At 63.7% G+C, this 26,338-nt stretch carries 21 protein-coding genes; 11 read left to right on the top strand and 10 right to left on the bottom strand.

The genetic code is table 11. The features are described from left to right. Nucleotides 1–11 precede the first annotated feature (11 nt). From HZR81_RS04370 to mfd, 7 genes are all read right to left on the bottom strand, one after another. Entirely contained in the window at nucleotides 12–2,597 is a 2,586-nt protein-coding gene (locus HZR81_RS04370; RefSeq protein WP_500127421.1) for a ligase-associated DNA damage response DEXH box helicase, read from the bottom strand. An 87-nt stretch (nucleotides 2,598–2,684) separates the two neighbouring features. After that, nucleotides 2,685–4,391, bottom strand: a complete 1,707-nt coding sequence (locus tag HZR81_RS04365; protein WP_500127420.1) for an ATP-dependent DNA ligase — start codon at nucleotides 4,389–4,391, stop codon at nucleotides 2,685–2,687. A gap of 55 nt (nucleotides 4,392–4,446) precedes the next feature. Then, nucleotides 4,447–5,463, bottom strand: coding sequence for a ligase-associated DNA damage response exonuclease (locus HZR81_RS04360; protein ID WP_500127419.1), 1,017 nt, complete (start codon nucleotides 5,461–5,463; stop codon nucleotides 4,447–4,449). 100 nt (nucleotides 5,464–5,563) lie between these two features. Then, on the bottom strand, nucleotides 5,564–6,133 hold the full coding sequence (locus HZR81_RS04355; RefSeq protein WP_500127466.1) for a hypothetical protein: 570 nt from the start codon (nucleotides 6,131–6,133) through the stop codon (nucleotides 5,564–5,566). Between the two features lie 133 nt (nucleotides 6,134–6,266). Beyond that, nucleotides 6,267–8,588: a DEAD/DEAH box helicase gene (locus HZR81_RS04350; protein WP_500127418.1), complete on the bottom strand. Its 2,322-nt coding sequence runs from the start codon at nucleotides 8,586–8,588 to the stop codon at nucleotides 6,267–6,269. A gap of 59 nt (nucleotides 8,589–8,647) precedes the next feature. Beyond that, nucleotides 8,648–9,166 (bottom strand): peptidoglycan binding protein CsiV, encoded by a 519-nt coding sequence (locus tag HZR81_RS04345; protein ID WP_500127417.1) that lies wholly within the window; start codon nucleotides 9,164–9,166, stop codon nucleotides 8,648–8,650. Continuing rightward, nucleotides 9,167–12,613 carry a transcription-repair coupling factor gene (gene mfd, locus HZR81_RS04340; protein WP_500127416.1) on the bottom strand — a complete coding sequence of 1,149 codons (3,447 nt, stop codon included), beginning with the start codon at nucleotides 12,611–12,613 and terminating at the stop codon, nucleotides 9,167–9,169. A 159-nt stretch (nucleotides 12,614–12,772) separates the two neighbouring features. Between mfd and HZR81_RS04335 the strand changes: the two genes are divergently transcribed. The 10 genes from HZR81_RS04335 (at nucleotide 12,773) to sthA (ending at nucleotide 23,237) form a co-directional block, all read left to right on the top strand. After that, nucleotides 12,773–14,224 carry a glyceraldehyde-3-phosphate dehydrogenase gene (locus HZR81_RS04335; protein WP_020307150.1) on the top strand — a complete coding sequence of 484 codons (1,452 nt, stop codon included), beginning with the start codon at nucleotides 12,773–12,775 and terminating at the stop codon, nucleotides 14,222–14,224. 336 nt (nucleotides 14,225–14,560) lie between these two features. Next, the gene (locus HZR81_RS04330) at nucleotides 14,561–15,898 is read left to right on the top strand and encodes a Na(+)-translocating NADH-quinone reductase subunit A (protein WP_102840152.1); all 1,338 of its coding nucleotides are present in this window, start codon (nucleotides 14,561–14,563) and stop codon (nucleotides 15,896–15,898) included. 2 nt (nucleotides 15,899–15,900) lie between these two features. Next, nucleotides 15,901–17,112, top strand: coding sequence for an NADH:ubiquinone reductase (Na(+)-transporting) subunit B (locus HZR81_RS04325; RefSeq protein ID WP_102840153.1), 1,212 nt, complete (start codon nucleotides 15,901–15,903; stop codon nucleotides 17,110–17,112). Continuing rightward, complete coding sequence (locus HZR81_RS04320; protein WP_102840154.1) at nucleotides 17,105–17,899, top strand: Na(+)-translocating NADH-quinone reductase subunit C; 795 nt, start codon at nucleotides 17,105–17,107, stop codon at nucleotides 17,897–17,899. The genes HZR81_RS04325 and HZR81_RS04320 overlap by 8 nt, the downstream gene beginning before the upstream one ends. Then, nucleotides 17,896–18,570: an NADH:ubiquinone reductase (Na(+)-transporting) subunit D gene (locus tag HZR81_RS04315; protein WP_172974172.1), complete on the top strand. Its 675-nt coding sequence runs from the start codon at nucleotides 17,896–17,898 to the stop codon at nucleotides 18,568–18,570. The genes HZR81_RS04320 and HZR81_RS04315 overlap by 4 nt, the downstream gene beginning before the upstream one ends. Then, nucleotides 18,570–19,178: an NADH:ubiquinone reductase (Na(+)-transporting) subunit E gene (gene nqrE, locus HZR81_RS04310; protein ID WP_003283709.1), complete on the top strand. Its 609-nt coding sequence runs from the start codon at nucleotides 18,570–18,572 to the stop codon at nucleotides 19,176–19,178. The genes HZR81_RS04315 and nqrE overlap by 1 nt, the downstream gene beginning before the upstream one ends. 12 nt (nucleotides 19,179–19,190) lie before the next feature. Further along, entirely contained in the window at nucleotides 19,191–20,417 is a 1,227-nt protein-coding gene (nqrF, locus tag HZR81_RS04305) for an NADH:ubiquinone reductase (Na(+)-transporting) subunit F (protein WP_174214587.1), read from the top strand. A gap of 127 nt (nucleotides 20,418–20,544) precedes the next feature. Next, nucleotides 20,545–21,468 carry an FAD:protein FMN transferase gene (locus HZR81_RS04300; protein WP_500127465.1) on the top strand — a complete coding sequence of 308 codons (924 nt, stop codon included), beginning with the start codon at nucleotides 20,545–20,547 and terminating at the stop codon, nucleotides 21,466–21,468. Further along, entirely contained in the window at nucleotides 21,465–21,692 is a 228-nt protein-coding gene (gene nqrM, locus HZR81_RS04295; RefSeq protein WP_102823543.1) for a (Na+)-NQR maturation NqrM, read from the top strand. The genes HZR81_RS04300 and nqrM overlap by 4 nt, the downstream gene beginning before the upstream one ends. 150 nt (nucleotides 21,693–21,842) lie before the next feature. After that, entirely contained in the window at nucleotides 21,843–23,237 is a 1,395-nt protein-coding gene (gene sthA, locus HZR81_RS04290) for a Si-specific NAD(P)(+) transhydrogenase (protein ID WP_003299651.1), read from the top strand. A gap of 147 nt (nucleotides 23,238–23,384) precedes the next feature. Here the strand turns inward: sthA and HZR81_RS04285 are convergent, their stop codons facing one another. From HZR81_RS04285 to HZR81_RS04275, 3 genes are read right to left on the bottom strand one after another with little or no spacing between them, the layout of a single operon-like run. Then, the gene (locus HZR81_RS04285; RefSeq protein ID WP_152481470.1) at nucleotides 23,385–24,107 is read right to left on the bottom strand and encodes a glycerophosphodiester phosphodiesterase; all 723 of its coding nucleotides are present in this window, start codon (nucleotides 24,105–24,107) and stop codon (nucleotides 23,385–23,387) included. Continuing rightward, nucleotides 24,104–24,412: a phosphodiesterase gene (locus HZR81_RS04280; protein ID WP_152481469.1), complete on the bottom strand. Its 309-nt coding sequence runs from the start codon at nucleotides 24,410–24,412 to the stop codon at nucleotides 24,104–24,106. The genes HZR81_RS04285 and HZR81_RS04280 overlap by 4 nt, the downstream gene beginning before the upstream one ends. Nucleotides 24,413–24,415: 3 nt before the next feature. Further along, on the bottom strand, nucleotides 24,416–25,051 hold the full coding sequence (locus HZR81_RS04275) for a PilZ domain-containing protein (protein WP_081253726.1): 636 nt from the start codon (nucleotides 25,049–25,051) through the stop codon (nucleotides 24,416–24,418). Between the two features lie 33 nt (nucleotides 25,052–25,084). Here HZR81_RS04275 and HZR81_RS04270 point away from each other — a divergent pair, with 33 nt between their 5' ends. Further along, nucleotides 25,085–26,332: a lipoprotein-releasing ABC transporter permease subunit gene (locus HZR81_RS04270; protein WP_336315838.1), complete on the top strand. Its 1,248-nt coding sequence runs from the start codon at nucleotides 25,085–25,087 to the stop codon at nucleotides 26,330–26,332. The last annotated feature ends 6 nt before the right edge of the window (nucleotides 26,333–26,338 follow it).

The following is a 26,338-nucleotide window of genomic DNA, read 5'->3' as shown; positions in this document are numbered from 1 at the left end:
GCTTTGGTTCATCAGGCGGGTTTGGCCTTCCTCGTGCGCGGCGTGCCGTCCTTGCGTGCGCGCGGCTTGCTGGCGCGCGGGGCGTCGCGCTCGACGGTGATCGTCGATTGTGGCTCGGGCTGGTAGCCACCGGGACCGGCGGCCTTGTCCAGCTCCGCCACCATGCGACGGATGCGGTCGGCGAGCTTCTCCGAAGTCATGCTTTCGCGAAAGCGCTCGACCATCAGCGGAAAGGCCAGCGGGGTCGCGCGCCTGACCTGGTGGACGTCCAGACGGCGCTGTTGCAGGCGTTGCAACGTCTGCTGCAAGCGCTCGACTTCCAGCTCCTGGCGCAGCACCTCTTCCTCGGCCTGGGTCAGCAGCAGATTGCCCGGATCGTACTGGCGGAACACATCGAAGAACAGGCCGCTGGAGGCCTGCAGCTGACGCGCGCTCTTCTTCGCACCCGGGTAGCCGGAGAACACCAGCCCGGCGATGCGCGCGATCTCGCGAAAACGGCGGCGCGCCAGCTCACTGGCATTGAGGCTGGCGAGCACGTCGTGCAGCAGGTCGTTTTCGCTGAAAAGCTCCGGCGTCAGCCAGTGCAGCCAGTCCACCTCGGTGGCCGAAAGCAGTTCGAAGCCATAGTCGTTGACCGCGATGGAGAAGGTCAGCGGTTGACGCTGGCCCATGCGCCAGGCCAGCAGACTGGCCAGACCCAGGTGCACATGGCGCCCGGCGAAGGGGTAGAGGAACAGGTGCCAGCCTTCGCGGGACTTCATCACCTCGGCCAGCAAGGTGGTCTTGGTGGGCAGCGCCGACCAGTCCATCTGGACGCGAAGCAGCGGTTCGACCAGGCGCATTTCGGGCGTGGTGAACTGCTCGCGCGAGGCAGCACCGAGCTGCTCGACCACGGCATCGGCCAGCTCGCTGGATAGCGGCATGCGTCCGCCGTTCCAGCGCGGCACGGCAGCCTTCTTGCCCGTCGCGCGGCTGACGTAGGCGGTCATGTTCTCGACCCGCACCAGCTCCAGCAGGCGACCGCCAAAGAGGAAGTTGTCGCCGGGGCGCAAGCGCGCGATGAAACCTTCCTCGACGCTGCCCAGCGAACGCCCGCTGCCGCCCTTTGCCCAGAACTTCACCGTCAGGCTGGCGTCGCTGACGATGGTGCCGATGCTCATGCGATGGCGCAGCGCCACGCGACGACTGGGTACTTTCCAGAGGCCGGTTTCGTCCGGCTCGACCCGCTGATAGTCGGGGTAGGCCGTCAGCGAATGCCCGCCATGGCGCACGAAGGCCAGCGCCCATTGCCAGTGCTCGTCGGTCAGCTCCCGGTAGGACCAGGCCTGGCGCACCTCGGCGTACAGCTCATCCGGGCGGAAGCCGCCGCCCAGGGCCATGCTCACCAGGTGCTGCACCAGCACGTCGAGCGGGCGATGCGGTGCGCTGCGGGCCTCGATGCGGCGCTCGGCGATGGCCACCTGGGCGGCGGCAGCTTCCACCACCTCCACGCTATGGGTCGGCACCAGGGTGACCCGCGAGGTTCGCCCCGGCGCGTGTCCGGAGCGGCCGGCGCGCTGCATCAGCCGCGCCACGCCTTTGGGCGAGCCGATCTGCAAAACTCGCTCGACCGGCAGGAAGTCCACGCCCAGATCCAGGCTGGAGGTGCAGACCACGGCCTTGAGCGCGCCCTGCTTGAGGCCCAGTTCGACCCAGTCGCGCACCTCGCGTGCCAGCGAGCCGTGGTGCAGGGCGATCAACCCGGCCCAGTCCGGCCGCGCATCCAGCAGCGCCTGATACCAGATTTCCGACTGCGAACGGGTATTGGTGAACACCAGGGTGGTCGCGGCGGAGTCGATCTCTTCGACCACCTGCGGCAGCATGCGCAGGCCGAGATGGCCGGCCCAGGGGAAGCGCTCGATGCTCGGCGGCAGTAGGGTGTCAACGCGCAAGTCCTTGTCGACCTTGCCCTGCACCAGCCTGCCGCTGCCGGGGTGCAGCAGCACGTCCAGCGCGTGGGGCTGGTTGCCGAGGGTGGCGGAAAGGCCCCAGACGATCAGCTCCGGCATCCACTGGCGCAGGCGCGCCAGGGCCAGTTGCAGTTGCACGCCGCGCTTGTTGCCCAAGAGCTCGTGCCATTCGTCCACCACCAGCATGCGCAAACCGGCGAAGGCCTGGCGTGCATCGGCGCGGGTCAGCAGCAGGGTCAGGCTTTCCGGCGTGGTGACCAGCGCGCTGGGCAGACGCCGTCCTTGCCGCGCACGCTCGGCACCGCTGGTATCGCCGGTGCGCAGGCCGATGCTCCAGCCAATGCCGAGGTCGTCCAGTGGCGCCTGCAGGGCGCGGACGGTGTCGGCGGCCAGGGCGCGCATTGGGGTGATCCAGAGCACCGTCAAAGGCGCCGGCTTGTCCGTCGCGGTGGGAGAAGGTGCCTTGGTCGCAAAGCGATTCAGGGCTCCGAGCCAGACGGCGTAGGTCTTGCCGGAGCCGGTGGTGGCGTGCAGCAACCCCGACTCGCCTCGGTCGATGGCGTGCCAGACCTCTTGTTGAAAGGGGAAGGGTTGCCAGCCCCGACGGGCGAACCACTGCTCGCTCAACAGGCCCATTGCATCAGGCATGGAGCAGCCCGCCGGAATTCGTTCGTGCGAGGGCGGCGCTGACCACGAAGATGTCGATAGGCGGGGTAGGGTGACAGGCCTCGCCAATCATCCAAGCAGCTCCTTGAGCGTCTCCAGGGTATCGGCTTCCTCCACCGGCTTGTCGAGGCGCCAGCGCAGCATGCGTGGGAAGCGCACGGCGATGCCGCTCTTGTGGCGGCTGCTGGCGGCGATGCCTTCGAAGCCGAGTTCAAACACCAGGGTCGGCGTGACGCTGCGCACCGGGCCGAACTTCTCCACGGTGGTCTTGCGCACGATGGCGTCGACCTTGCGCATTTCCTCGTCGGTGAGACCGGAATAGGCCTTGGCGAAGGGCACGAGCTTGCGCTCCGGGTCGCCCGGCTCGCCGTCCCAGACGGCAAAGGTGTAGTCGGTGTAGAGGCTGGCGCGGCGGCCATGACCGCGCTGGGCATAGATCAGCACCGCATCGACGGAGTAGGGGTCGATCTTCCATTTCCACCAGACGCCGACGTCCTTGGTCCGGCCGACGCCGTACTGCGCGGCCCGTGCCTTGATCATCATGCCTTCCACGCCCAACTGGCGGGAGGCTTCGCGCTGGCGGGCGAGGTCCTGCCAATCCGCTCCGTTCACCAGTGGTGAAAGCATCAGCTGCGGGCTCGGGCATTGGCCCACGACCGCCTCGAGCTGCTGGCGGCGTTCACGGTGTTCGCGTTGCCGCCAGTCGTCGCCCTGCCATTCCAGCAGGTCGTAGGCGAGCACGGCGACCGGGGCGTCCTGCAAGACTTTTGCAGTGAGGTTCTTGCGGCCGATGCGCTGCTGCAGCAGGGCGAAGGGCTGTACACCGAAGCCATCGGCGCTGGGCTCGCCGGTGCTGGCGGCGTCGAACAGCTCGCCGGCCGGGGTCTCCGGCGCATGCTTCCAGACCAGGATCTCGCCATCGATCACCGTGCCGTCGGGCAGGCAGCGGGCCAGTTCGCACAGCTCGGGAAAGCGCTCGCTGACCAGTTCCTCGCCGCGCGACCAGACCCAGATCTGCCCGTCGCGCTTGACCAGCTGGGCGCGGATGCCGTCCCACTTCCATTCGATGAACCAGTTGTCCGGCGCGCCAAGCAGGGTGTCGAACGTGTCCACCGGGGCCTGCAGCGCATGAGCGAGAAAGAACGGGTAGGGCTGGCCACCACGCTGGGCATGCTCATGCTCGGATTCTTCGGCGATCAGCGCGCGGTAGCCCTCGGCGCTGGGTCGATGGGACAGGTCGGTGTAGCCGACCAGGCGCTGCGCGACGCGCTTGGGGTCGAGGTCGGCCAGCGAGGCCAGCGCGCGGGTGACCAGCAGTTTCGACACGCCGACGCGAAAGGCGCCGGTGATCAGCTTGATGCAGACCATCAGGCTGAGCCGATCCAGCTGTGCCCATAGCGCCGGCAAGCGTTCGGCCAGCTCCTCCGGCGGCAGGCCGCGCAGCGGTAGCAGTCGGTCCTGCATCCACACGGCCAGCCCGTCCTCGGAGCTGTGTTCGGCCTCGGGCATCAGCAGCGAGATGGTCTCGGCCATGTCGCCGACCGCCTGGTAGCTTTCCTCGAACAGCCATTCGGGCAAGCCCGCCGTCTGCATGGCGGTTTCGCGCAGGACGCGGGTCGGCACCAGTTGACGCGGGCGACCGCCGGCCAGGAAGTAGACCGCCCAGGCAGCGTCGGCCGGATCGGCCTCACGAAAGTAGTCGCGCATCGCGGCCAGTTTGGCATTGCTCGACGTGGTGGCGTCCAGACGACCGTAAAGCGTGGCGAAGGCTTTCATGCGGCGCCTCCCCTTCGGCGATCGCGGCGGCACGGGCGAGCGGCGTGGCCTTCGATCATGCGGTGCCCTCCGTCGCGGCATCGTCCTCTTCGCCGTATTCGGTGGCGAAGGCCTGGGCATCAAGGCCGCGCATTTCGCGCAGGTAGCGCACCAGCACCGCAACGGAGCCGTGGGTGACCATCACCCGTTCGGCACCGGTCTGCTCGATGGCCCAGAGCAGGCCTGGCCAGTCGGCATGGTCGGAAAGCACGAAGCCGCGGTCGACGCCGCGCCGACGGCGGGTTCCGCGCAGCATCATCCAGCCGCTGGCAAAGGCGTCGGCATAGTCACCGAAGCGGCGCATCCAGGTGCTGCCGCCAGCCGAGGGCGGGGCGAGGATGATGGCGTGCTTCAGGCGCGGATCGCCCTTCTTCAGGTCGCCCGCATAGACGGTCGGCGGCAAATAGATGCCGCCCTCGCGATAGACCTTGTTCAGCGGCTCTACCGCGCCATGCACGACGATGGTGCCGATGCTTTCATCCAGGCCGTGCAGGATGCGCTGCGCCTTGCCGAAGGCATAGCAGAACAGCACGCTGGCGCGCCCGGCCGCGGCGTTGGCGCGCCACCAGTCATTGATCTCGCGGAAGACCTCGGTCTGCGCCGGCCACTTGTAGATCGGCAGGCCGAAGGTCGATTCGGTGATGAAGGTATGGCAGCGCACCGGCTCGAACGGCGCGCAGGTGCCGTCCGGCTCGACCTTGTAGTCGCCCGAAGCGACCCAGACTTCGCCCTTGTATTCCAGGCGCACCTGGGCCGAGCCGAGCACGTGGCCAGCGGGATGGAAGCTGAGCTTTACGCCGTGATGCTCGATGGAATCGCCATAGGCCAGCGTTTGCAGCGGCATGTCGGCGGCGATGCGCGAGCGCAGGATGCCTTCGCTGTCGCTGGAAGCCAGGTAATGACCCATGCCCCAGCGCGCGTGGTCGCCATGGGCGTGGGTTATGACGGCGCGATCGACCGGCCGCCAGGGGTCGATATAGAAATCACCGGGCGGGCAATACAGCCCTTCGGGGCGGGCAACGACAAGGTCCATGAGTACAGGCGCTTTGCGGGCTTGTAGGTTTGGAGCGCGGTGTGGCGCTGCGAGTTCGCCCGGTACGACGGCGGGCAGAAGCTCGCCGGCTGTTGCGCTGTCAGTCCGCCAGCTTGAGGTGCGATATGTCCGGCTTGGGCCCGTCGACGGCGCGCGGCATCTCGCCCATGTTGCTGCCCACCGGAGCCAGGCTGAATTGCGAAAGGTCTACACGCGGGGCTTCGGGTTCGGGACGGGCGTCCTGCAGGTCGACGCCAACCGGTGCGATACCGAAGTCCGGCGCCTCGACGTCGCTGAAGGCGGCCATGTATTCATCCCGCGGCGTCACCTTCAGTGCGCCAGGTGTCTCGCCGGGCCGAGCCGTTGCAGGTGCGGTACTCGCAGGGGGAGCGGAAGGGGTGGCGGCTGGTGGCGGCGCCAGTTCGATCTCCTCGACATCCACCGGCATCGGTTTGACCTCGACCTGGGCACCGGCGCGCTCCATGGCCTGGCGGTATTTTTCCACCGCAGCGAAGTCCAGGTTCTGCTTGATCACGATGCGGCGCCCGGAGAACAGCAGCGCGATGCGCTGGGCATCGGCCTGGAACAGCCTGGTCAGGTTGGCTTCGACCTGTTCGAGCTTCGCGCCGGGGAGCAGCTGGCCGGAAAAGGCAATCTCGTAGAGGCTCATGGGTTGCTCCTTGTAGCGCTGGCGGGTGGGGACGGCCATGCCGTCGTCTGGTGAGAAGTTAAACGAGGTGGCGATGATCTGGCAAAGCGCGAAATGCTGCGCTTGTCGGCGTCACAACTTCGCCAGGCATGCCTCAAGGCAGCGGCGCGAAGAGCGCTTCGATGTCCTGCTCGGCGAGCTGCCAGCCGCCTTCACCGCTGCCCTCGAGCACGCCGGCGGCCAGCTCGGCCTTGCGCGCCTGCAGCTCGCGGATACGTTCCTCGACGGTGCCGCGGGTAATCAGACGATAGACGAACACCGGCTTGTCCTGCCCGATGCGATAGGCGCGGTCGGTAGCCTGGTTCTCGGCAGCGGGGTTCCACCAGGGGTCGTAATGGATCACCGTGTCGGCGGTCGTCAGGTTCAGTCCGGTGCCGCCGGCCTTCAGGCTGATGAGAAACAGCGGCACTTCGCCGGCCTGGAAGCGTTCGACCGGCGTGCGTCGATCGTCGGTCTCGCCGGTCAGCTTGACGTAGGTGATGCCGCGCTTGAGCAGCGCCTGTTCGATCAGCGCCAGCATCGAGGTGAACTGGGAAAACAGCAGCACGCGGCGTCCTTCGCTCATCAGCTCGTCGAGCATGTCCAGCAGGCTGTCCAGCTTGCCCGAGCTGCTGCCGCGAGACGTCGCAACGGCATCGCCCTTGAGCAGGCGCAGATCGCAGCAGACCTGACGCAGCTTGAGCAGCGCCTCGAGGATGACCATCTGGCTGCGTGCCAGGCCCTTGCGCTCGATTTCATCGCGGACCTTGCGGTCCATGGCCAGGCGTAGCGTCTCGTAGCGTTCGCGCTGGGCGGGCGACAGCTCGACCCAGTGGACGAACTCGTTCTTCGCTGGCAGCTCGGTGGCCACCTGTTCCTTGGTGCGGCGCAGCAGGAACGGCCGGATGCGAGCGCGCAGATGCGCCAGCCGGGCCTCGTCGCCGTGCTTCTCGATGGGGTTGCGGTAGTCCTGGGTGAAGCGCCGCGCATCGCCGAGCCAACCGGGCATGAGGAAGTGGAACAGCGACCATAGCTCGCCCAGGTGGTTTTCCAATGGCGTGCCGGACAGGCACAGCCGTTGCCGGGTCTGCAGCTCGCGCACCGCCTGGGCGGCCTTGCTGGAGGGGTTCTTGATGTGCTGCGCCTCGTCGAGGATCAGCAGATGCAGCGGTTGCTCGCGCAGCACGGCGATGTCGCGTGTGAGCAGGGCATAACTGGTCAGCAACAGGTCGTGATCGACGAGTTCGGCGAAGTGCTTCTGTCGGCCGCTACCGGTAAGCTTCAGCAGACGCAGCCCAGGCGCGAAGCGGGCCGCTTCATCCTGCCAGTTGGGGATCAGGCTGGTGGGCATCACCACCAGCGTAGGGCGATCCAGACGTCCGGCCTGCTTTTCGGCGAGGATGTGCGCCAGGCTCTGCAGTGTCTTGCCGAGGCCCATGTCATCGCCGAGGATGCCGCCGGCGCCCAGTTCGCGCAGGGTCTGCATCCAGGCCAGGCCCTGCAGCTGGTAGGGCCGCAGGGTGGCGTTCAGCGCGCTCGGCGGTTGGCCAGGCTGAGTGCCTGGGCTGTGCAGACGTCGGGCGAATGCACGCAACCGCTCGCCTCCGCGCCAGTGTGCTGCCACGCTTTCTAGACCGGCCAGGCGTGCGCCGTCGGCCTTGCTCAGACGCAGCGCGGGGCCATCCATCGGCTCGCGCATATAGAGTTCGCCAAGGGTCGCCAGGATCGGCTTGATGCGGGCGAAGGGCAGGGCGACCTGCAGCGGTTGTCCGTCGCGTCGCTCCAGCTGCACGCGCAGTTGCTCGTCATCGCCCCGCTGGGCCAGTGCACGCGGCGTGAGCAGCTGAGGGCTCTGGCGGATCAGGCGCAGGAGCACGGGCAGGATGCCGACGCGCTGGCCATCGACGACAATACCGAGGTCGAGGTCGAACCAGTCGTCCGCCGCGGATTCGTCGATCTCGGCGTACCAGCTGTCGATGGCGGTCAGGTCGTAGGCGAAGCCCGGGTGAATGTCGATCTGCCAGCCCTGACGACGCAGCTCCGGCAGCTGCTGCTGGACGAACCTGATCCAGGCCTCTTCGCCGGGCAGCTGGAACATCTCCGCCGACTCCTTCGGCAAGGCCAGGCTCTGGCGCAACGCGGGACGGAAGCCCAGTTGCTCCAGCTGCTTGCGCAATGCCTGCTCGGCCTGCGGCTGGCGGGCGATGAGCTGGAGCTCGTCGTCCGCCGGATGGCGAATGCGCTCGCCGTCGCGCTTGCCGTGCACGCGCGCTGAGCCATAGAGAAACGCCAGGCCCGCCCGGTGCTGGTACTCGCTGACCATGCGCCGGTTGCCGGGCTGGTAGTTGGTCGCCAGATGGCTGCCCAGGCTGAGCTGCGGCACTGGCGCGAGATCGTCGATCCGCCGCTCCGGACGCGAAGGCAGTGCTGGGACCAAGGTTCAGGCCCCCGCTGCAGGGATGCGATGCCGCCGCCGGGGGCGCAAAGGCAACAGGCTCATAGCCGTCTGAGCTCGATCAGCAGTCCGAGGCTGTCGTGATCGATGTAGGTCAGTCGGCCGGGTACCAGGCGGACCCGCTGCGTCAGGCGTTCGCTGGCGAGCAGCTGGCCGTACCCGCCGAAGCGGTTGACCCAGAACGTCATGTCCGTCTGCATGTAGCGGCCCGGTCGCAGCTTCAGCGTACCCTGGATCGGATAGTGTTCGAAGTGGCGCTGGCCCTGGTGAATGGCGATGGCCGGGCCGTCGTCGCTGACCGGCTGCTGCCAGGCGCGGTGCAGCAGCACCTGATAACCCTGCCCCGGGGTCAGCCGGGCGGCGATGTGCTCCAGCGCCGGCTGCCGCTCGGCGCGGCGCTCCAGCGGCCGGGCTTGCCGTGCCCAGTCGTAAGGCGCGTGCTGGCTGGCCTCCAGCGGCGTGGCGTGGCGGAACAGGATCAGCTCGACGCGATACAGCGCCTCGGCGTGCACCTGCGGCGCCAGCCACAATAACAACAGGGCCAGATAGCGACGCGGCATCTAGGAACCTTGCTCGTTGGGCGCCAGCCGCTCAAGCAGCGCTTCCAGGGTGTTGAAGCGCTCCTCGGGACGCTCCATGGGCACCTGGAATTTGAACAGCGTGGCGCCTTCGAACTTGTAGCGGTTCGGCTGGCTCTGGATCAGCTTGATCAGCACCATCGGGTCAACCGAAGTGTCGGCCGAGAACTCGATGCGTCCGCCCTGCGGGCCGGCGTCGATCTTGGTGATGCCCAGCTTTTCGGCCTGCAGCTTGAGCAGGGTCAGGCGCACCAGGTTCTTGGTCGGTTCGGGCAGCAGGCCGAAGCGGTCGATCATCTCAACCTGCAGTTCCTTCAGGCCGTCCTCATCGGCGGCGTTGGCGATGCGCTTGTAAAGAATCAGGCGCGCATGCACGTCCGGCAGATAGTCCTCGGGGATCAGTGCCGGTAGGCGCAGGTTGATTTCCGGGCCGCCACCGAGCGGCTGCTCCAGGTTTGGCTGTTCGCCCTTGCGGATGGCCTTGACCGCGCGCTCGAGCATCTCCATGTAGAGGGTGAAGCCGACGGCCTGGATCTGCCCGCTCTGGCCTTCGCCGAGCAGCTCGCCGGCACCGCGGATCTCCAGGTCGTGGGTGGCCAGGACGAAGCCGGCACCGAGGTCCTGGGCGTTGGCGATGGCTTCCAGACGCTTCTGCGCATCATCGGTCATGGCCTTGCGCGGTGGGGTGAGCAGATAGGCATAGGCCTGGTGATGGCTACGGCCGACGCGGCCGCGCAGCTGGTGCAGCTGGGCCAGGCCGAACTTGTCGGCGCGCTCGATGATGATGGTGTTGGCGCTGGGCACATCGATGCCGGTTTCGATGATGGTCGAGGCCACCAGCACGTTGAAGCGCTTGTGGTAGAAGTCGCTCATCACCTGCTCGAGGTCGCGTTCGCGCATCTGTCCGTGGCCGATGGCGATGCGTGCCTCGGGCACCAGCGCCTGCAGGTCGGCGGCGCACTTCTCGATGGTCTTGACGTCGTTGTGCAGGTAATAGACCTGGCCGCCGCGCAGCAGCTCGCGCAGCAGCGCTTCCTTGATGGTCGGGTTGTTGGCCTCCATGACGAAGGTGCGCACCGACAGCCGGCGCGCCGGCGGCGTGGCGATGATCGACAGGTCGCGCATGCCGGCGATGGACATGTTCAGCGTGCGCGGAATCGGCGTGGCGGTCAGGGTGAGGATGTCCACCTCGCTGCGCAGCGCCTTGAGCTGCTCCTTCTGACGTACTCCGAAGCGATGTTCCTCGTCGATGATGACCAGCCCCAGGTTGCTGAACTTGACGTCGTCCTGCAGCAGCTTGTGGGTACCGATGAGGATGTCGATCTTGCCTTCGGCCAACTCGGTGATGGCGTTCTGCACTTCCTTGGCCGACTTGAAACGGCTCATCACCTCGACCCGTACCGGCCAGTCGGCGAAGCGGTCGCGGAAACTGTTGTAGTGCTGCTGGGCGAGCAGGGTGGTCGGTACCAGTACGCCGACCTGTTTGCCGCCATGCACGGCGATAAAGGCGGCGCGCATGGCGACTTCGGTCTTGCCGAAGCCGACGTCGCCACACACCAGACGGTCCATTGGCTTGACCGAGAGCAGGTCCTCGCGCACCGCGTCGATGGCGGCCTGCTGGTCCGGCGTTTCCTCGAAGGGGAAGCCGGCGGCGAAGGTTTCGTAGTCGACCTGCGGGTCCTTGAAGGCATAGCCCTGGCGCGCGGCGCGGCGGGCGTAGATGTCGAGCAGTTCTGCAGCCACGTCGCGTACCTGCTCGGCGGCCTTGCGCTTGGCTTTCTGCCAGGTTTCCGAGCCGAGCTTGTGCAGTGGCGCCAGGGCGTCGTCGCTGCCGGTATAGCGGGCGATCAGGTGCAGGCTGGCGACCGGCACGTAGAGCTTGGCCTCGTCGGCGTACTGCAGCAGGAGGAATTCCTGCGCCTGGCCTTCGATTTCCAGGGTGACCAGCCCCTGATAGCGGCCGACCCCATGATCGATATGCACCACCGGCGCGCCTTCGCGCAGCTCGGTGAGGTTCTTGATGACGTTGTCGCCGCCGTCGCGACTCTTCTCGCGCCGCCGGCGTTGCATGACGCGCTGGCCGAACAGCGGGCTTTCCGCGACCAGGGCGACTTCGTCCAGCAGCAAGCCTTCGTCGAGCGGGGCGATGGCGATCGCCAGGCGCTCCTCGCTGGCGAGGAACCCGTCCCAGCCTTCGACTTCCTGCGGGCGCAGCTTCAGGCGCGCCAGCAGCTCCAGCAGCACTTCGCGGCGCCCCGCGGACTCGGCGGTGAACAGCACGCGCCCCGGAAAACTGTCGAGGAACTGGCGCAGCTTGCCCAGTGGCTCGCTGGCCTTGGATTCGATCGCCAGTTCCGGCAGGGGCTGCGCGGGGAAGCGCTCGCGGCCGATACCCGGTTCCACGTCCTGCTGGCTGGCGACCACGCGAGGCCACAGCTTGAGTCGGGCGAAGCAGTCTTCCACCGGCATAAACAGCTCGGCCGGCGGCAGCAGCGGCCGCTCGGGGTCGACGCGGCGCTCCTCGTAACGATTGCGCACGTCGTTCCAGAACTGCTCGGCGGCCTGCTCGATGCCGGGCAGGGAGAACACCTGGCTGTCTTCGGGCAGGTAGTCGAAGAGGGTCGCCGTCTCCTCATAGAAAAGCGGCAGGTAGTACTCGATACCGGCAGGCGTGATGCCGGTGGACAGGTCCTGGTAGATCGGGCAGCGGCGGAAGTCGACGTCGAAACGCTCGCGGAAACGTGCGCGGAAGCCGGTGACCGCTTCCTTCTTCAGCGGAAATTCCCGGGCCGGCAGCAGGCGGATCGACTCCACCTTGTCGATGGAACGCTGGTTCTCTGGATCGAAGGTGCGCAGGGTTTCGATCTCGTCATCGAACAGGTCGATGCGGTAGGGCAGGGCGCTACCCATGGGGAACAGATCGATCAACGCGCCGCGCACGGCAAACTCGCCATGTTCGTAGACCGTGTCCACGCAGCGATAGCCGGCCGCCTCCAGACGCAGGCGCATCTGCTCGACATCCAGCTTCTGTCCCACATCCAGCACCAGGCTCGAACCGAGCAGAAAGCGCTTCGGCGCCAGCCTGTGTAGGGCAGTGGTGATCGGCACTACCAGCACGCCATGGCTCAGTTCAGGCAGCTGGTAGAGCGTGGCGATGCGCTGGGAAACGATGTCCTGGTGCGGCGAGAACAGGTCGTAGGGCAGCGTTTCCCAATCCGGAAAATGCAGAACCGGCAGATCCGGAGCGAAGAAGGCGAGTTCTTCCTGCAGGCGCTCGGCGCTCTGGCTGTCGGCGGTGAGGAGGAGCGTGAAGCGTTTGGCGTTGCTGGCTGCTTCGGCAATCGCCAGGCTCAGCGCGGCTCCTGGAAGATTGCCCCAATGTTGCTTGCCGCTGGCGGCAGGCAGAGGGGGAAGGCGCAAGACGGACACGAGTGGGCGTGGCTCCGATGGAAAAAATAGGCCGCCGGGATTGTAACTATCGAGGCGCTTGGCTGTCAGTGTTTCGTCCGCTGCAGATTGCCGACGCTAGGGTGCGCCGTCATAATGTAGCCCCTTTTCTCAGCCCCTACATGTTGGAAGGAACTGCCCGTGACTCAGAAGCCCGACCAGTGTCTTGGTGAATGGATTGACCGCGAAGCCCTCGCCGAAGCGATGATTCCGCTGATTGGTCAGCTGTATCGCAACAACAACGTGGTGACTTCGATCTACGGTCGTGGCCTGATCAACCGTTCGGTGATCGCCATCCTCAAGGCGCACCGTTTCGCCCGTCACCGCATCGCCGACGAAACCGAGCTGTCGGTGCATGACACCTTCCAGATCCTCAAGACCATGAGCGAGATGAACCTCGGCGCCGCCTCGGTCGATCTCGGCAAGCTGGTCGCCAAGTACAAGGATGCCGGCAACGGCCGCAGCCTCGAGCAGTTCGTGCGCGAAGAGCTGGCCGAGGTCGCCGACAAGCGTCACGCGGCTACCGGGCACAAGGGCACTGACGTCGTGTTGTACGGCTTCGGCCGCATCGGCCGCCTGCTGGCGCGCATCCTGATCGAGAAGACCGGTGGTGGCGACGGCCTGCGCCTGCGCGCCATCGTCGTGCGCAAGGGCGCCGACAACGATCTGGTCAAGCGCGCCAGCCTGCTGCGTCGCGACTCGGTGCATGGTCCTTTCGATGGCACCATCACCATCGATGAAGAGAACAACACCATCACCGCCAACGGCAATCTGATCCAGGTGATCTACTCCAACGATCCGGCCTCGGTCGACTACACCCAGTACGGCATCGAGAATGCACTGCTGGTGGACAACACCGGCAAGTGGCGCGACGCCGAAGGTTTGGGTCAGCACCTCAAGTGCCCGGGCGTCGCTCGCGTCGTATTGACCGCGCCAGGCAAGGGTGAGCTGAAGAACATCGTGCATGGCATCAACCATGGCGACATCACCGCCGATGACAAGATCATCTCTGCCGCGTCCTGCACCACCAACGCCATCGTGCCGGTGCTCAAGGCAGTGAACGATCAGTACGGTATCGTCAACGGTCACGTCGAGACCGTGCATTCCTACACCAACGACCAGAACCTGATCGACAACTTCCACAAGGGCAGTCGTCGTGGTCGCAGCGCCGCGCTGAACATGGTCATCACCGAGACCGGTGCCGCCACTGCAGCCGCCAAGGCGCTGCCGGTGCTCAAGGGCAAGCTGACCGGCAACGCCATCCGCGTGCCCACGCCGAACGTGTCCATGGCCATCCTCAACCTGAACCTCGAGAAAGCCACCAGCCGTGACGAGATCAACGAGTACCTGCGCCAGATGGCCATGCACTCTGACCTGCAGAAGCAGATCGACTTCGTCAACTCGCAGGAAGTTGTATCCACTGATTTCGTCGGTTCGCGTCATGCCGGCGTAGTGGACGCCGAGGCGACCATCTGCAACGACAACCGCGTCGTGCTGTACGTCTGGTACGACAACGAGTTCGGTTACAGCTGCCAGGTCGTGCGCGTGATGGAGGACATGGCCGGGGTCAACCCGCCAGCCTTCCCGCGTTAAGCGCTGCGGAAGTGACAAATAACGGGAGCCTCGGCTCCCGTTTTTCGTTTTCTGGACGGCTGGTCTCGTGTTGCGAACGGGCTAGCCTGAGCCGTCGCCCGCCCGACCCGCCACCGTGCTTCGGTATTTTTGCTTCTCTTGTTTCGAGTCAAAAATCCGCAATGCTTGGGTGGTCAGTCAAGGTGCGCGACCTCTATAATCGGGCGGATTTTTTACCTGGGTCCGCGACATGGTGTCGCGCCAATAACCTATTGGCGCGCGCGGCGCAATCCTACTTTGCGCCATGCCGCTGGATCTGCAAAAAAAGCTTTCTAAAATCAGTGGTTAGGCAAACCGATGATCAATATAAAACGAGGGCTCGATCTGCCCATAGCCGGTGCCCCGGCGCAGCGTATCGAGGCCGGCAGGCCCGTGCGCAGCGTCGCGGTCATTGGCTTCGACTATCCGACGATGAAGCCGACCATGGCCGTTCAGGTCGGTGATCGGGTCAAGCTGGGGCAGCTCCTTTTTTCCGACAAGAAGTCGCCGGGCGTAAACTACACCGCGCCCGGTGCCGGCGTTGTCAGTGCGGTGCATCGCGGCGAGAAGCGTGTGCTGCAATCGGTGGTCATCGACCTCGATGGCGATGAGGAAGTCACCTTCGCGAGCTATTCTCCAGCCCAGCTGGATGGTCTGAGCAGCGAGCAGGTGCGTGAAAACCTGCAGCAGTCCGGCCTGTGGACCGCGCTGCGCACGCGTCCGTTCAGCAAGGTCCCGGCGATCGATGCCACGCCTGCCTCGATTTTCGTCACCGCCATCGATACGCATCCGTTAGCCGCTGATCCTGCGGTGATCATCGCCGAGCAGGCGGAAGCCTTCGAGGCAGGCCTGAAGGTACTCGGCAACCTGGGCAAAGTGTTCCTGTGCAAAGCGCCGAATGCCTCGTTGCCTGGCGAGTCCCTGGCCAAGGTTCAGGTCGAAAGCTTCAACGGTCCGCATCCTGCCGGGCTGGCTGGCACGCACATTCACTTCCTCGATCCGGTCAGCGCCAGCAAGAGCGTCTGGACTATCGGTTATCAGGACGTGATCGCGGTCGGCAAGCTGTTCACCAGCGGCCGTCTGTCGGTCGAGCGCGTCGTTTCCTTGGCCGGCCCGGTGGTCGAGCAGCCACGTCTGGTTCGTGCCCGTCTCGGTGCCAATCTCGACGAGCTGACCGCCGGTGAGCTGCAGCCCGGCGCCAACCGCGTCGTATCAGGCTCGGTGCTCGGCGGTCGTACCGCTCACGGCGCGTTCGCCTACCTTGGTCGCTATCACCAGCAAGTGTCGTGCCTGCGCGAAGGTAAAGAGCGCGAGATGCTGCACTACCTGCGTGCCGGTGTGGAGAAGCACTCGATCCTCAACATCTATATCTCCAAGCTGATGGGTGGCAAGAAGTTCGCCTTCTCCACATCCACCAACGGCAGTCCGCGCGCCATGGTGCCGGTGGGCAACTACGAGGAGGTCATGCCTCTGGACGTGCTGCCGACCCAGCTGCTGCGCGCCCTGATCGTGGGCGACACCGAGGTGGCGCAGAAGCTCGGCTGCCTGGAGCTGGATGAAGAAGATCTGGCGCTGTGCACTTATGTTTGTGCCGGCAAGTACGAATACGGCCCGATCCTGCGGGACAATCTGACCCGCATCGAGAAGGAGGGTTAAGCATGGGCATTCGCGCATTCCTCGACAAGATCGAGCATCACTTCGAAAAAGGCGGCAAGTACGAAAAGTGGTACGCACTGTACGAAGCGGCCGACACCTTCCTCTATCGTCCCGGTAGCGTCACCAAGACCACCGCTCATGTGCGCGACGGCATCGACCTCAAGCGCATGATGATCACTGTCTGGTTGTGCACCTTCCCGGCGATGTTCTTCGGTATGTGGAACACCGGCTATCAGGCCAACCTGATCTACGCGCAGAGCCCCGATCTGCTGGCTGCCCAGGAAGGCTGGCGGTTCGCACTAATCGGTGCACTGGCCGGCTTCGATCCCAACAGCCTGTGGGACAACTTCATCCAGGGCGCGGCCTACTTCCTGCCCATCTACGCGGTGACCTTCATCGTCGGTGGTTTCTGGGAAGTGCTGTTCGCCTCGATCCGTAAGCATGAAGTAAACGAAGGCTTCTTCGTCACCTCCGTGCTGTTCGCCCTGATTCTGCCGCCGACCATTCCGCTGTGGCAGGTCGCGCTAGGCATCAGCTTCGGCGTGGTGATCGGCAAGGAGATCTTCGGCGGTACCGGCAAGAACTTTCTGAACCCGGCGCTGACCGCGCGCGCGTTCCTGTTCTTCGCTTACCCGGCGCAGATGTCCGGTGATGCTGTGTGGACCGCGGTCGATGGTTATGCCGGTGCAACCGCGCTGAGCCTGGGCTTCGCCGGTGGTATCGAGAACGTCGTCCAGAGCGGCATCACCTGGATGGACGCCTTCGTCGGCACCATTCATGGCTCGATCGGTGAAACCAGCACCCTGGCGATCTTCATCGGTGGCGTCGTCCTGATCGGCAGCAAGATCGCCTCCTGGCGCATCGTCTCCGGTGTCATGCTGGGCATGATCGGTCTGAGCACGCTGTTCAACCTGATCGGCTCGGACACCAACCCGTTGTTCGGGATGCCCTGGTACTGGCATATGGTCGTCGGCGGTTTCGCCTTCGGCATGATCTTCATGGCGACCGACCCGGTGTCGGCTTCCATGACCAACACCGGCAAGTGGGTGTTCGGTGCCCTGATCGGCGTGATGGTCGTGCTGATCCGCGTGGTCAATCCCGCCTTCCCCGAAGGCATGATGCTGGCGATCCTGTTCGCCAACCTGTGTGCGCCGCTGATTGACCATTTCGTCATTCAGGCCAATATCAAGCGGAGGCTGGCACGTAATGTCTAGTCAGAAAGAATCCACCGTTCGCACGCTGACGGTAGCCCTGTTGGTCTGCCTGGTGTGCTCCATCTTCGTCGCCGGTGCTGCCGTGGCACTGCGTCCGACCCAGCAGGAAAACCGCCTGCTGGACAAACAGCGCAGCATCCTGGCGATCGCCGGCCTCGGCGAGCCGGGCATGTCCGGTAATCAGGTCAAGCAGCTGTTCAACGAGCGCATCGTTGCTCGTCTGGTCAATCTGGAAACCGGCAAGTTCAGCGACGAATTCGATGCCAAGACCTTCGATCCGCTCGCAGCGGCCAAAGATCCTGCACTGTCCAAAGCGCTGCCGAGCGAACAGGACATCGCTTCGATCAAGCGTCGTGAGCGTTACAGTACCGTCTATATCGTCGAAGCTCAGGGCGAAGGCGAGATCGATACGCTGATTCTGCCGGTTCGCGGTTACGGTCTGTGGTCCACCCTCTATGGCTTCATGGCTGTCAAGGGTGATCTGAATACCGTTGCCGGCTTCGGCTTCTATCAGCACGGCGAAACTCCGGGCCTCGGTGGCGAGGTCGACAATCCGAAGTGGCGTGGCATGTGGCCTGGCAAGGAACTGTACGACGACAACGGCGACCTGGCCGTGCAGATCGTCAAGGGCGGTGTCGACCCACAGAGCCCGAAAGCCGACCATCAGGTCGATGCCCTGGCCGGTGCGACCCTGACCAGCAATGGTGTCAACGCGCTGTTGCACTTCTGGTTGGGCGAGAACGGCTTCGGTCCATTTATCGCTAATCTGCGCGCTGGGGAGGCTTGATCATGTCGCAACCCACTGTCAAAGAAGTTCTGCTCAATCCGATCTTCAACAACAACCCCATCGGCCTGCAGATTCTCGGAATCTGCTCGGCACTGGCGGTCACCTCCAACCTGAACACGGCGCTGGTGATGTCTGTCGCGCTGACGTTGGTGGTGGCGTTCTCCAACTTGTTCATTTCGATGATCCGCAGCCAGATCCCCAACTCGATCCGCATGATCGTGCAGATGGTGATCATTGCGTCGCTGGTGATTCTGGTTGATCAGGTGCTCAAGGCCTACGCCTTCTCGCTGTCCAAGCAGCTGTCGGTGTTCGTCGGTCTGATCATCACCAACTGCATCGTGATGGGTCGTGCGGAAGCCTTTGCCATGCAGAACCCGCCGCTGCTGTCGTTCTTCGACGGTATCGGCAACGGCCTGGGCTACAGCGCCATGCTGATCGCGCTCGGCATCGTTCGCGAACTGTTCGGAGCTGGCAAGCTGATGGGTTACACCATTATTCCAGTTGTGAACGACGGTGGTTGGTATCAGCCCAACGGCTTGCTGCTGCTGCCACCTTCGGCGTTCTTCCTGATCGGTCTGTTCATCTGGGGCATTCGCACCTGGAAGAAGGAACAGGTCGAGAAGCCTGCCTTCAAGATGGCGCCGCAAGTCTCGAACAAGGAGGCTTACTAATGGAGCACTACATCAGCTTGTTCGTCCGTGCGGTGTTCATCGAGAACATGGCGCTGGCGTTCTTCCTCGGCATGTGTACCTTCATCGCGATTTCCAAAAAGGTGGAAACCGCAATCGGCCTGGGTATCGCGGTCATCGTGGTGCAGGCCATTACCGTGCCTGCCAACAACCTGATCTACACCTACCTGCTGAAAGCCGGTGCGTTGTCTTGGGCAGGATTGCCAGATGTGGACCTGAGCTTTCTCGGTCTGCTCAGCTATATCGGCGTGATCGCGGCCATTGTGCAAATCTTGGAAATGCTGCTGGATAAGTACGTACCTAGCCTCTACAACGCACTGGGCGTATTCCTGCCGCTGATCACCGTGAACTGCGCCATCATGGGCGGCACTTTGTTCATGGTCGAGCGTGACTACAACCTGGGCGAGAGTGTCGTCTACGGGTTCGGCTCCGGCGCATCCTGGGCGCTGGCCATTGCTTTGCTGGCCGGTATTCGCGAGAAACTGAAATACAGCGATGTTCCGGATGGGTTGCAGGGGTTGGGTATCACCTTCATCACCATCGGACTGATGTCGCTGGGCTTCATGTCTTTCTCTGGCGTACAGCTGTAAGGACGGAACGAACTGATGAGTTACGAAATTTTCCTCGCCATCGGTATGTTCACCGCCATCGTGCTTGCGCTGGTGGTGATCATCTTGGCTGCACGCGCCAAGCTGGTATCCAGCGGTGACGTGTCAATCGAAATCAACGGTGAGCGTACGATTACCGTGCCCGCCGGTGGCAAGTTGCTGCAGACCCTGGCCGCCAACAACATCTTCCTCTCGTCAGCCTGTGGTGGCGGCGGTACCTGCGCGCAGTGCAAGTGCATCGTCGAGAGCGGTGGTGGCGAGATGCTGCCTACCGAGGAGTCGCACTTCACCCGTCGTGAGGCGGGCGAAGGCTGGCGCCTGTCCTGTCAGACTCCGGTCAAGGCGGACATGAAGATCGAAGTGCCGGAAGAAGTCTTCGGCGTGAAGAAGTGGGAATGCACCGTCGAGTCCAACCCCAACGTCGCGACCTTCATCAAGGAACTGACACTCAAGCTGCCGGAAGGCGAGAACGTCGACTTCCGCGCTGGTGGTTATGTGCAGCTCGAGTGCCCGCCGCATGAAGTGCGTTACCGGGACTTCGACATTCAGGAAGAGTATCGCGGCGACTGGGACAAGTTCGACCAGTGGAAGTACGTGTCGAAGTGCGACGAGACCGTGATTCGTGCGTACTCCATGGCTAACTATCCGGAAGAGCGTGGCCTGGTGAAGTTCAACATCCGTATCGCTTCGCCGCCGCCGGGTCGTGACGATATTCCGCCGGGCAAGATGTCGTCTTACGTGTTCAGCCTCAAGCCGGGCGACAAGATCACCGTCTATGGTCCGTTCGGTGAATTCTTCGCCAAGGACACCGACGCGGAGATGGTTTTCATCGGCGGTGGTGCGGGTATGGCACCGATGCGCTCGCACATCTTCGACCAGCTCAAGCGTCTCAAGTCCAAGCGCAAGATGAGCTTCTGGTATGGCGCGCGCTCCATGCGCGAGGCGTTCTACGTCGAGGAGTACGACCAGCTTCAGGCCGAGAATCCCAACTTCGAATGGCATCTGGCCCTGTCCGACCCGCTGCCTGAAGATAACTGGGATGGTCCGACCGGCTTCATCCACAACGTGCTGTATGAGAACTATCTGAAGGACCACCCGGCTCCGGAGGACTGCGAGTTCTACATGTGCGGCCCGCCCATGATGAATGCCTCGGTCATCAAGATGCTCACCGACCTGGGTGTGGAGCCGGAGAACATCCTGCTCGACGACTTCGGCGGCTAGCATGATCCGAGCTTCACTCTGGTCCACTGCTGTCGCGTCTCTCCAGCCCGTCATCGCTGTCGCTTTCGCGACAGCCCTGACGGGCTGTCTGTTTCAGGACAAGGTCGAAGCCTTCACCGGGCCGACCATGGGCAGTACCTATACGGTCAAGTACGTGCGCAGTGGCGATGTTCCGGCCAAGGACGTGCTGCATGGTGAGGTCGAGGCCATCCTCGCCGACCTCGACAAGCAGCTGTCCACCTATCGCAGCGATTCCGACGTCGAGCGCTTCAATGCCCTGCCGGGCGGTAGCTGTGAGCCGATGCCGGATATGGTGCGCGAATTAGTCGCAGCGGGCGATCAGCTATCGGCCGACAGCGAAGGCGCATTCGATCTTACACTCGAGCCTCTGCTCAACCTGTGGGGCTTTGGTCCGCAAGGTCGCGCCACACAGGTTCCGTCGGCGGAAGATATTGAGGCCGCACGGGCGTTGACCGGCCATCGGCATCTGCGCATCGATGGCGATCAGTTGTGCAAGGCGGTGGCGGTACAGCTGGACTTCAACAGCATCGCTGCCGGTTATGCCGTCGATCGCGTTGTCGATCGTTTGAAGGCGCTGGGCGTCCAGAGTTACCTGGTGGAAATCACCGGGGAGCTCAAGGCTGAGGGCCGCAAGCCTGATGGTGCACCGTGGCGCATAGCCATTGAAGCGCCCAGGGATGACCAGCGGGTTGCGCAAAAGATCGTCGAACTCGATGGTCTGGGCGTATCCACCTCCGGCGACTATCGAAACTATTTCGAGCAGGACGGCCGGCGTTATTCACATACCCTGGACCCGCAAAGCGGCAGACCGATCGAGCATCACCTCGCTGCGGTGACGGTCATCGATAAATCGACTTTGCGTGCTGACGGGTTGTCTACCGCGTTGATGGTGCTCGGCCCCGAGCGGGGGCTGGCACTGGCAGAGCGTAATGCGATCGCCGCGTTCTTCGTCGTGCGCGAGGGGCAAGGCTTCGTAACAACGAGCACCAAGGCTTTTGACGAGCTGTTCGGTGCGGGAGTAGAGCAATGACTTGGTTACTGGTTTTTCTGGTGATGCTGCTTGTGGTATTCGGCATGGCCATCGGCGTGATCATGGGACGCAAGCCCATCGCGGGTTCCTGCGGGGGTATCGCCAATCTGGGCATCGAGAAGGAGTGCTCCATCTGTGGCGGTAGCCGCGAGAAGTGCGAAGAAGTGAACGAGGCGAAGAACGCGGGCAATACCGATCTCGCCTACGACGCGACAAAGCGTTGATGTAACCCTTCGCGCGCCCAGGCAGCCGTGAGCGGAGATGCCTGGTCGGTCCCGCTGAGAAGGCGTGCGGGCAATGCTGGTTTGCGTCCTTGGACATCGGCGAATTCGTTGACAGCGGCGGCGTCTTCCGCTGCGTTTTCAGGAGTGTATATGGCGGTCTATAACTACGATTTGGTTGTACTGGGTTCCGGTCCCGCCGGGGAGGGCGCGGCCATCAACGCCGTGAAGGCGGGGCGCAAGGTCGCCGTGGTTGACAATCGTCCGCTCGTAGGAGGTAACTGCACGCATCTGGGGACCATCCCGTCCAAGGCGCTGCGCCATTCGGTGCGGCAGATCATGCAGTACAACACCAATCCGCTGTTCCGCCAGATCGGTGAGCCGCGCTGGTTCTCCTTTCCCGACGTGCTGAAAAGCGCCGAGAAGGTCATCAGCAAGCAGGTCACCTCCCGTACCAGCTATTACGCCCGCAACCGCATCGACACCTTTTTCGGTACCGCCAGCTTCTCCGACGAGCAGAGCGTTGAAGTGGTCTGCCTTAACGGCATGGTGGAAAAGCTGGTTGCCAGCCAGTTCGTCATCGCCACCGGCTCCCGTCCTTATCGGCCGGCCGATATCGACTTCAACCACCCGCGCATTTACGACAGCGATACCATCTTAACCCTGAGCCACACGCCGCGTCGGATGATCATCTACGGAGCCGGCGTCATCGGCTGCGAGTACGCTTCGATCTTCAGCGGGTTGGGCGTGTTGGTCGACCTGATCGACAACCGCGAGCAACTGCTCAGCTTCCTCGACGACGAGATTTCCGATGCGCTCAGCTATCACCTGCGCAACAACAACGTGCTGATTCGCCACAACGAAGAGTACGAGCGGGTCGAGGGGCTGGAGAACGGAGTGATCCTGCATCTAAAGTCCGGCAAGAAGATCAAGGCCGACGCATTCCTCTGGAGCAACGGGCGTACCGGCAATACCGACAAGCTCGGCTTGGAGAACATCGGCCTCAAGGCCAACAGCCGTGGTCAGGTGCAGGTCGATGAGCACTACCGCACCGAGATCGGCAACATCTACGCAGCCGGCGACGTGATCGGCTGGCCATCGCTGGCTAGCGCCGCCTATGACCAGGGTCGCTCGGCCGCGGGCAGCATTGTCGAGAACGATTCTTGGCGTTTCGTCGATGACGTGCCGACGGGCATCTACACCATTCCGGAGATCAGCTCGATCGGCAAGAACGAGCGCGAACTGACCCAGGCGAAGATTCCCTATGAAGTGGGCAAGGCGTTCTTCAAGAGCATGGCGCGGGCGCAGATCTCCTTCGAGCCGGTGGGCATGCTGAAGATCCTGTTCCATCGCGAAACCCTGGAGGTGCTCGGTGTGCACTGCTTCGGTTATCAGGCCTCCGAGATCGTCCACATTGGCCAGGCGATCATGAACCAGAAGGGGCCGGCGAACAGCATCAAGTACTTCGTCAACACCACCTTCAACTACCCGACCATGGCGGAAGCCTATCGGGTGGCAGCGTTCGACGGGCTCAACCGGCTTTTTTGAGCGGCTCCGGCCGGCGGCCTGAGCCGGCTGGAGAGGGTTGGGACTCCCGGGATTGGCACTGGCCGAACCGGGAGAGCTTCTGATCAGGTGAGACGGTTCGGCAGCGCCAGCACTGTCGAATCGTCGCATGGGTGCAAGGCCTGTAGGTCAGCCCTGAGCCAGTGTACTGACGGCGATGCCCGGATAATCGGTGATCAGGCTGTCCACGCCGAAGTCCGCCAGGCGCCGCATCAGCGCCGGTTCGTTCACGGTCCACACCGAAACATGCAGCCCCTGTTTTTTTGCCTTCTCCAGGCGCTCCGGGGTGCACAGCGTCCACTTCAACGCCAGCAGATCGCAACCGTACTGACGGGCCACCTTGAGCGGGTCGAGCCAGTTGTATTCGGCTACCAGGCCACGCGAGATTTCCGGCGCCAGCCGATTCAGAGCCCGCAGAACCTCCCGTGAGCTGGAGGTGACGGTGATTCGTTCCTTGAGCTGATAACGCTCGGCCAGCGCCTTGATTGCCAGCACCGTGCGCGCTGCACGATCGCGCGAAGCACTCTTGACTTCCAGTTGCCAGTGCTCGAAGTCGCACTTCTCGAACAGTTCACTGAGGCGCGGGATGGGGCAGGGTGTCTTCCAGCCTGGGCCACCCTGGCGGGCGTCGTACTTCACCAGCTCTTCGGCATCGTGCTGGGCAACCTTGCCTCGGCGCCCGGTGGTGCGCTTGAGCGTCGGATCATGGATGACCATCAACTCGCCATCGCGGGATAGGTGCAGGTCCAGCTCGCAGCGGCGTACGCCATGCTGCAGGCATTGCTCGAAGCTTGCCAGGGTGTTCTCCGGAGCCTCGCCTTTGGCGCCGCGGTGGCCGTAGATGAGTGTCACGGTTGTTGATCTTCCTTCACGGGTGGTTGGGCGCGCTGGTGGTGGCGGACGCTGTTGATGACTCGGTCGCGTTCGAAATATACGGAGAATTCTCGATAATCCCAGCGGGTGATCGGCGGCTGGCCAACGGCGGGATGCTCTTCGTCGGCCAGGCCGAAACGGTCCAGGACCTTGATCTTCGAATCGCCGCGGGCGGGCAAGGCGATCTCGGACTGGCCTTGCTGACCGACGGGTATGCGAATCTCGTCGGCGAACAGTGACGGGCTGAATGTCAGCGTGAACAGCAGGGTCGCCAGGCGGCGCATCGGTCACTCTCCTTGCAGGTTTTCCAGGGCCAGGCGCCTTTCCAACGCCTGTTTCTGCAGGATATGCCGTGCAAGCAGTTGTCGCTGTGCATCAGTCAACGCTTCGAACTCGGTGCCGATGTCGTAGCGTCCGTCCTCCATTGCGGTGCAGTAGATGACCCGCGCCGGTAACAACAGGCCAAGCCCTTGCGGCAGCAGGACCAGCTTCAGCGTGACGAGCTCGCCTTCGGTCAACGGCTGTTCGCTCGCAAAGCTGATGCCACCTTCGGAAAGCACCACCGGTTGCGGCGCGCTCTGATCCTTCAGCAGATCCTGCGCCAATGCCTGTCCCAGCAGTTCGATTCGCTTGTTCTGCACCTTGAGATAGTTGGCCAGCGTGCGGTTGCTCTCGGCAATCTGGCGTAACAAATGCTGCGCTTCGAAGTCCAGCTGATGAAGCTCGCCAAGCAGGTTGAACAGCGCGGGCAGAGGCTCGCTGGCAGCGGGGTGGTCCTGGCTCGCCGGGATGATTTCCAGTGCCACGCGATCCTCGATACGGTAGTATTCGCGGCGTTCTTCAGTGTCTTGTGTCGGCATGGCGATACCCGGGTAGCGTTGATGGCCAGAGTGTATCAGGCCCCGCGGTGGCGTCAGCTGCATGTTGTTTTCCCCCGCCAGCGAACCCGTCGATCTATGTTCAGACCGCTGTCCGTGTACATCGGGGCGCGCTACACACGCGCCAGACGTCGCAGTCTCTTCGTCTCCTTCATCTCCCTGACTTCCATGATTGGGCTCGCTCTCGGCGTGCTGGTGATGATCGTCGTGCTGTCGGTGATGAATGGCTTCGATCATGAAATGCGCACCCGCGTGCTGGGCATGGTGCCCCACGCGACCATCGAAAGCCCGACGCCGATCAACGATTGGCAGGCGCTGGGCTCGCGCGTCGAGCAGCACGCGCAGGTGTTGGCCTCTGCGCCGTTCATCCAGAGCCAGGGGCTGCTGACCCATCAGGGCCAGGTGACCAAGATCCTGATCAATGCGGTGGAGCCTCAGGCGGAGCGCCAGGTTTCGATCATCGATCAGTTCTTCCGCGAGGGCTCGCTGGATGATCTCAAGGCCGGCGAGTTCGGCATCGTCATCGGTGACAAGGCAGCTGCCAAGCTCGGTGTCGGCGTCGGCGACAAGATTACCTTCGTGGCGCCCGAGGTCACTGTGACTCCAGCGGGGATGTTCCCGCGCATGAAGCGTTTCACCGTGACCGGAATCTTTCATGTCGGAGCTGGTGAGATCGACGGTTACGTCGCGCTGGCCAACATTGCCGACATGGCTCGTTTGCAGCGCTGGCAGCCGGATCAGGTGCAGGGACTGCGCCTGCGCTTCGCCGATCTGTTCCAGGCGCCGCGTATCGCCTGGGAGCTGGCTGGTCAGCTGGGCGACGACTTCTATTCCCGCGACTGGACCCGCACCCACGGCAACCTCTACCAGGCGATCCGCATGGAGAAGGCCATGATCGGGCTGCTGCTGCTGCTGATCGTCGCGGTCGCCGCGTTCAACATCATCTCCACGCTGGTGATGGTGGTGACCGACAAGCGCGGCGACATCGCCATCCTGCGCACGCTGGGCGCTACGCCGAAGCAGATCATGGCGATTTTCATGGTCCAGGGCACCGTGATCGGCGTGGTCGGCACCTTGGTCGGCGCATTGCTCGGCATGTTCGCCGCCGTCAATGTCAGCAGCTGGATCGCCGCGCTGGAGCGGCTGATCGGACACAAGTTCCTGAGTGCCGACGTGTATTTCATCGACTACCTGCCGTCCCAGCTGATGGCGGTCGATGTGATCCAGGTCTGCGTCGCCGCGTTGATCCTGAGTTTCCTCGCGACCCTGTATCCGGCTTGGCGTGCCGCACGCACCCAGCCGGCAGAGGCGCTACGTTATGAGTGAGCGGGT

This window comes from Pseudomonas sp. LM13 (assembly GCF_041381355.1).
GTDB lineage: Bacteria > Pseudomonadota > Gammaproteobacteria > Pseudomonadales > Pseudomonadaceae > Stutzerimonas > Stutzerimonas frequens.
This window is presented reverse-complemented; position numbering and strand designations above follow the sequence as displayed.

What these genes read in the sequence shown, in the direction of transcription:
- HZR81_RS04330 (WP_102840152.1), top strand. Translation starts at nt 14,561, where the DNA reads ATGATCAATATAAAACGAGGGCTCGATCTGCCCATAGCCGGTGCCCCG.
- HZR81_RS04275 (WP_081253726.1), bottom strand. Translation starts at nt 25,051, where the DNA reads ATGCAGCTGACGCCACCGCGGGGCCTGATACACTCTGGCCATCAACGC.
- HZR81_RS04325 (WP_102840153.1), top strand. Translation starts at nt 15,901, where the DNA reads ATGGGCATTCGCGCATTCCTCGACAAGATCGAGCATCACTTCGAAAAA.
- HZR81_RS04360 (WP_500127419.1), bottom strand. Translation starts at nt 5,463, where the DNA reads ATGGACCTTGTCGTTGCCCGCCCCGAAGGGCTGTATTGCCCGCCCGGT.
- HZR81_RS04355 (WP_500127466.1), bottom strand. Translation starts at nt 6,133, where the DNA reads ATGAGCCTCTACGAGATTGCCTTTTCCGGCCAGCTGCTCCCCGGCGCG.
- nqrE (WP_003283709.1), top strand. Translation starts at nt 18,570, where the DNA reads ATGGAGCACTACATCAGCTTGTTCGTCCGTGCGGTGTTCATCGAGAAC.
- HZR81_RS04270 (WP_336315838.1), top strand. Translation starts at nt 25,085, where the DNA reads ATGTTCAGACCGCTGTCCGTGTACATCGGGGCGCGCTACACACGCGCC.
- HZR81_RS04300 (WP_500127465.1), top strand. Translation starts at nt 20,545, where the DNA reads ATGGGCAGTACCTATACGGTCAAGTACGTGCGCAGTGGCGATGTTCCG.
- HZR81_RS04345 (WP_500127417.1), bottom strand. Translation starts at nt 9,166, where the DNA reads ATGCCGCGTCGCTATCTGGCCCTGTTGTTATTGTGGCTGGCGCCGCAG.
- sthA (WP_003299651.1), top strand. Translation starts at nt 21,843, where the DNA reads ATGGCGGTCTATAACTACGATTTGGTTGTACTGGGTTCCGGTCCCGCC.
- HZR81_RS04370 (WP_500127421.1), bottom strand. Translation starts at nt 2,597, where the DNA reads ATGCCTGATGCAATGGGCCTGTTGAGCGAGCAGTGGTTCGCCCGTCGG.
- nqrM (WP_102823543.1), top strand. Translation starts at nt 21,465, where the DNA reads ATGACTTGGTTACTGGTTTTTCTGGTGATGCTGCTTGTGGTATTCGGC.
- HZR81_RS04280 (WP_152481469.1), bottom strand. Translation starts at nt 24,412, where the DNA reads ATGCGCCGCCTGGCGACCCTGCTGTTCACGCTGACATTCAGCCCGTCA.
- HZR81_RS04365 (WP_500127420.1), bottom strand. Translation starts at nt 4,391, where the DNA reads ATGAAAGCCTTCGCCACGCTTTACGGTCGTCTGGACGCCACCACGTCG.
- HZR81_RS04320 (WP_102840154.1), top strand. Translation starts at nt 17,105, where the DNA reads ATGTCTAGTCAGAAAGAATCCACCGTTCGCACGCTGACGGTAGCCCTG.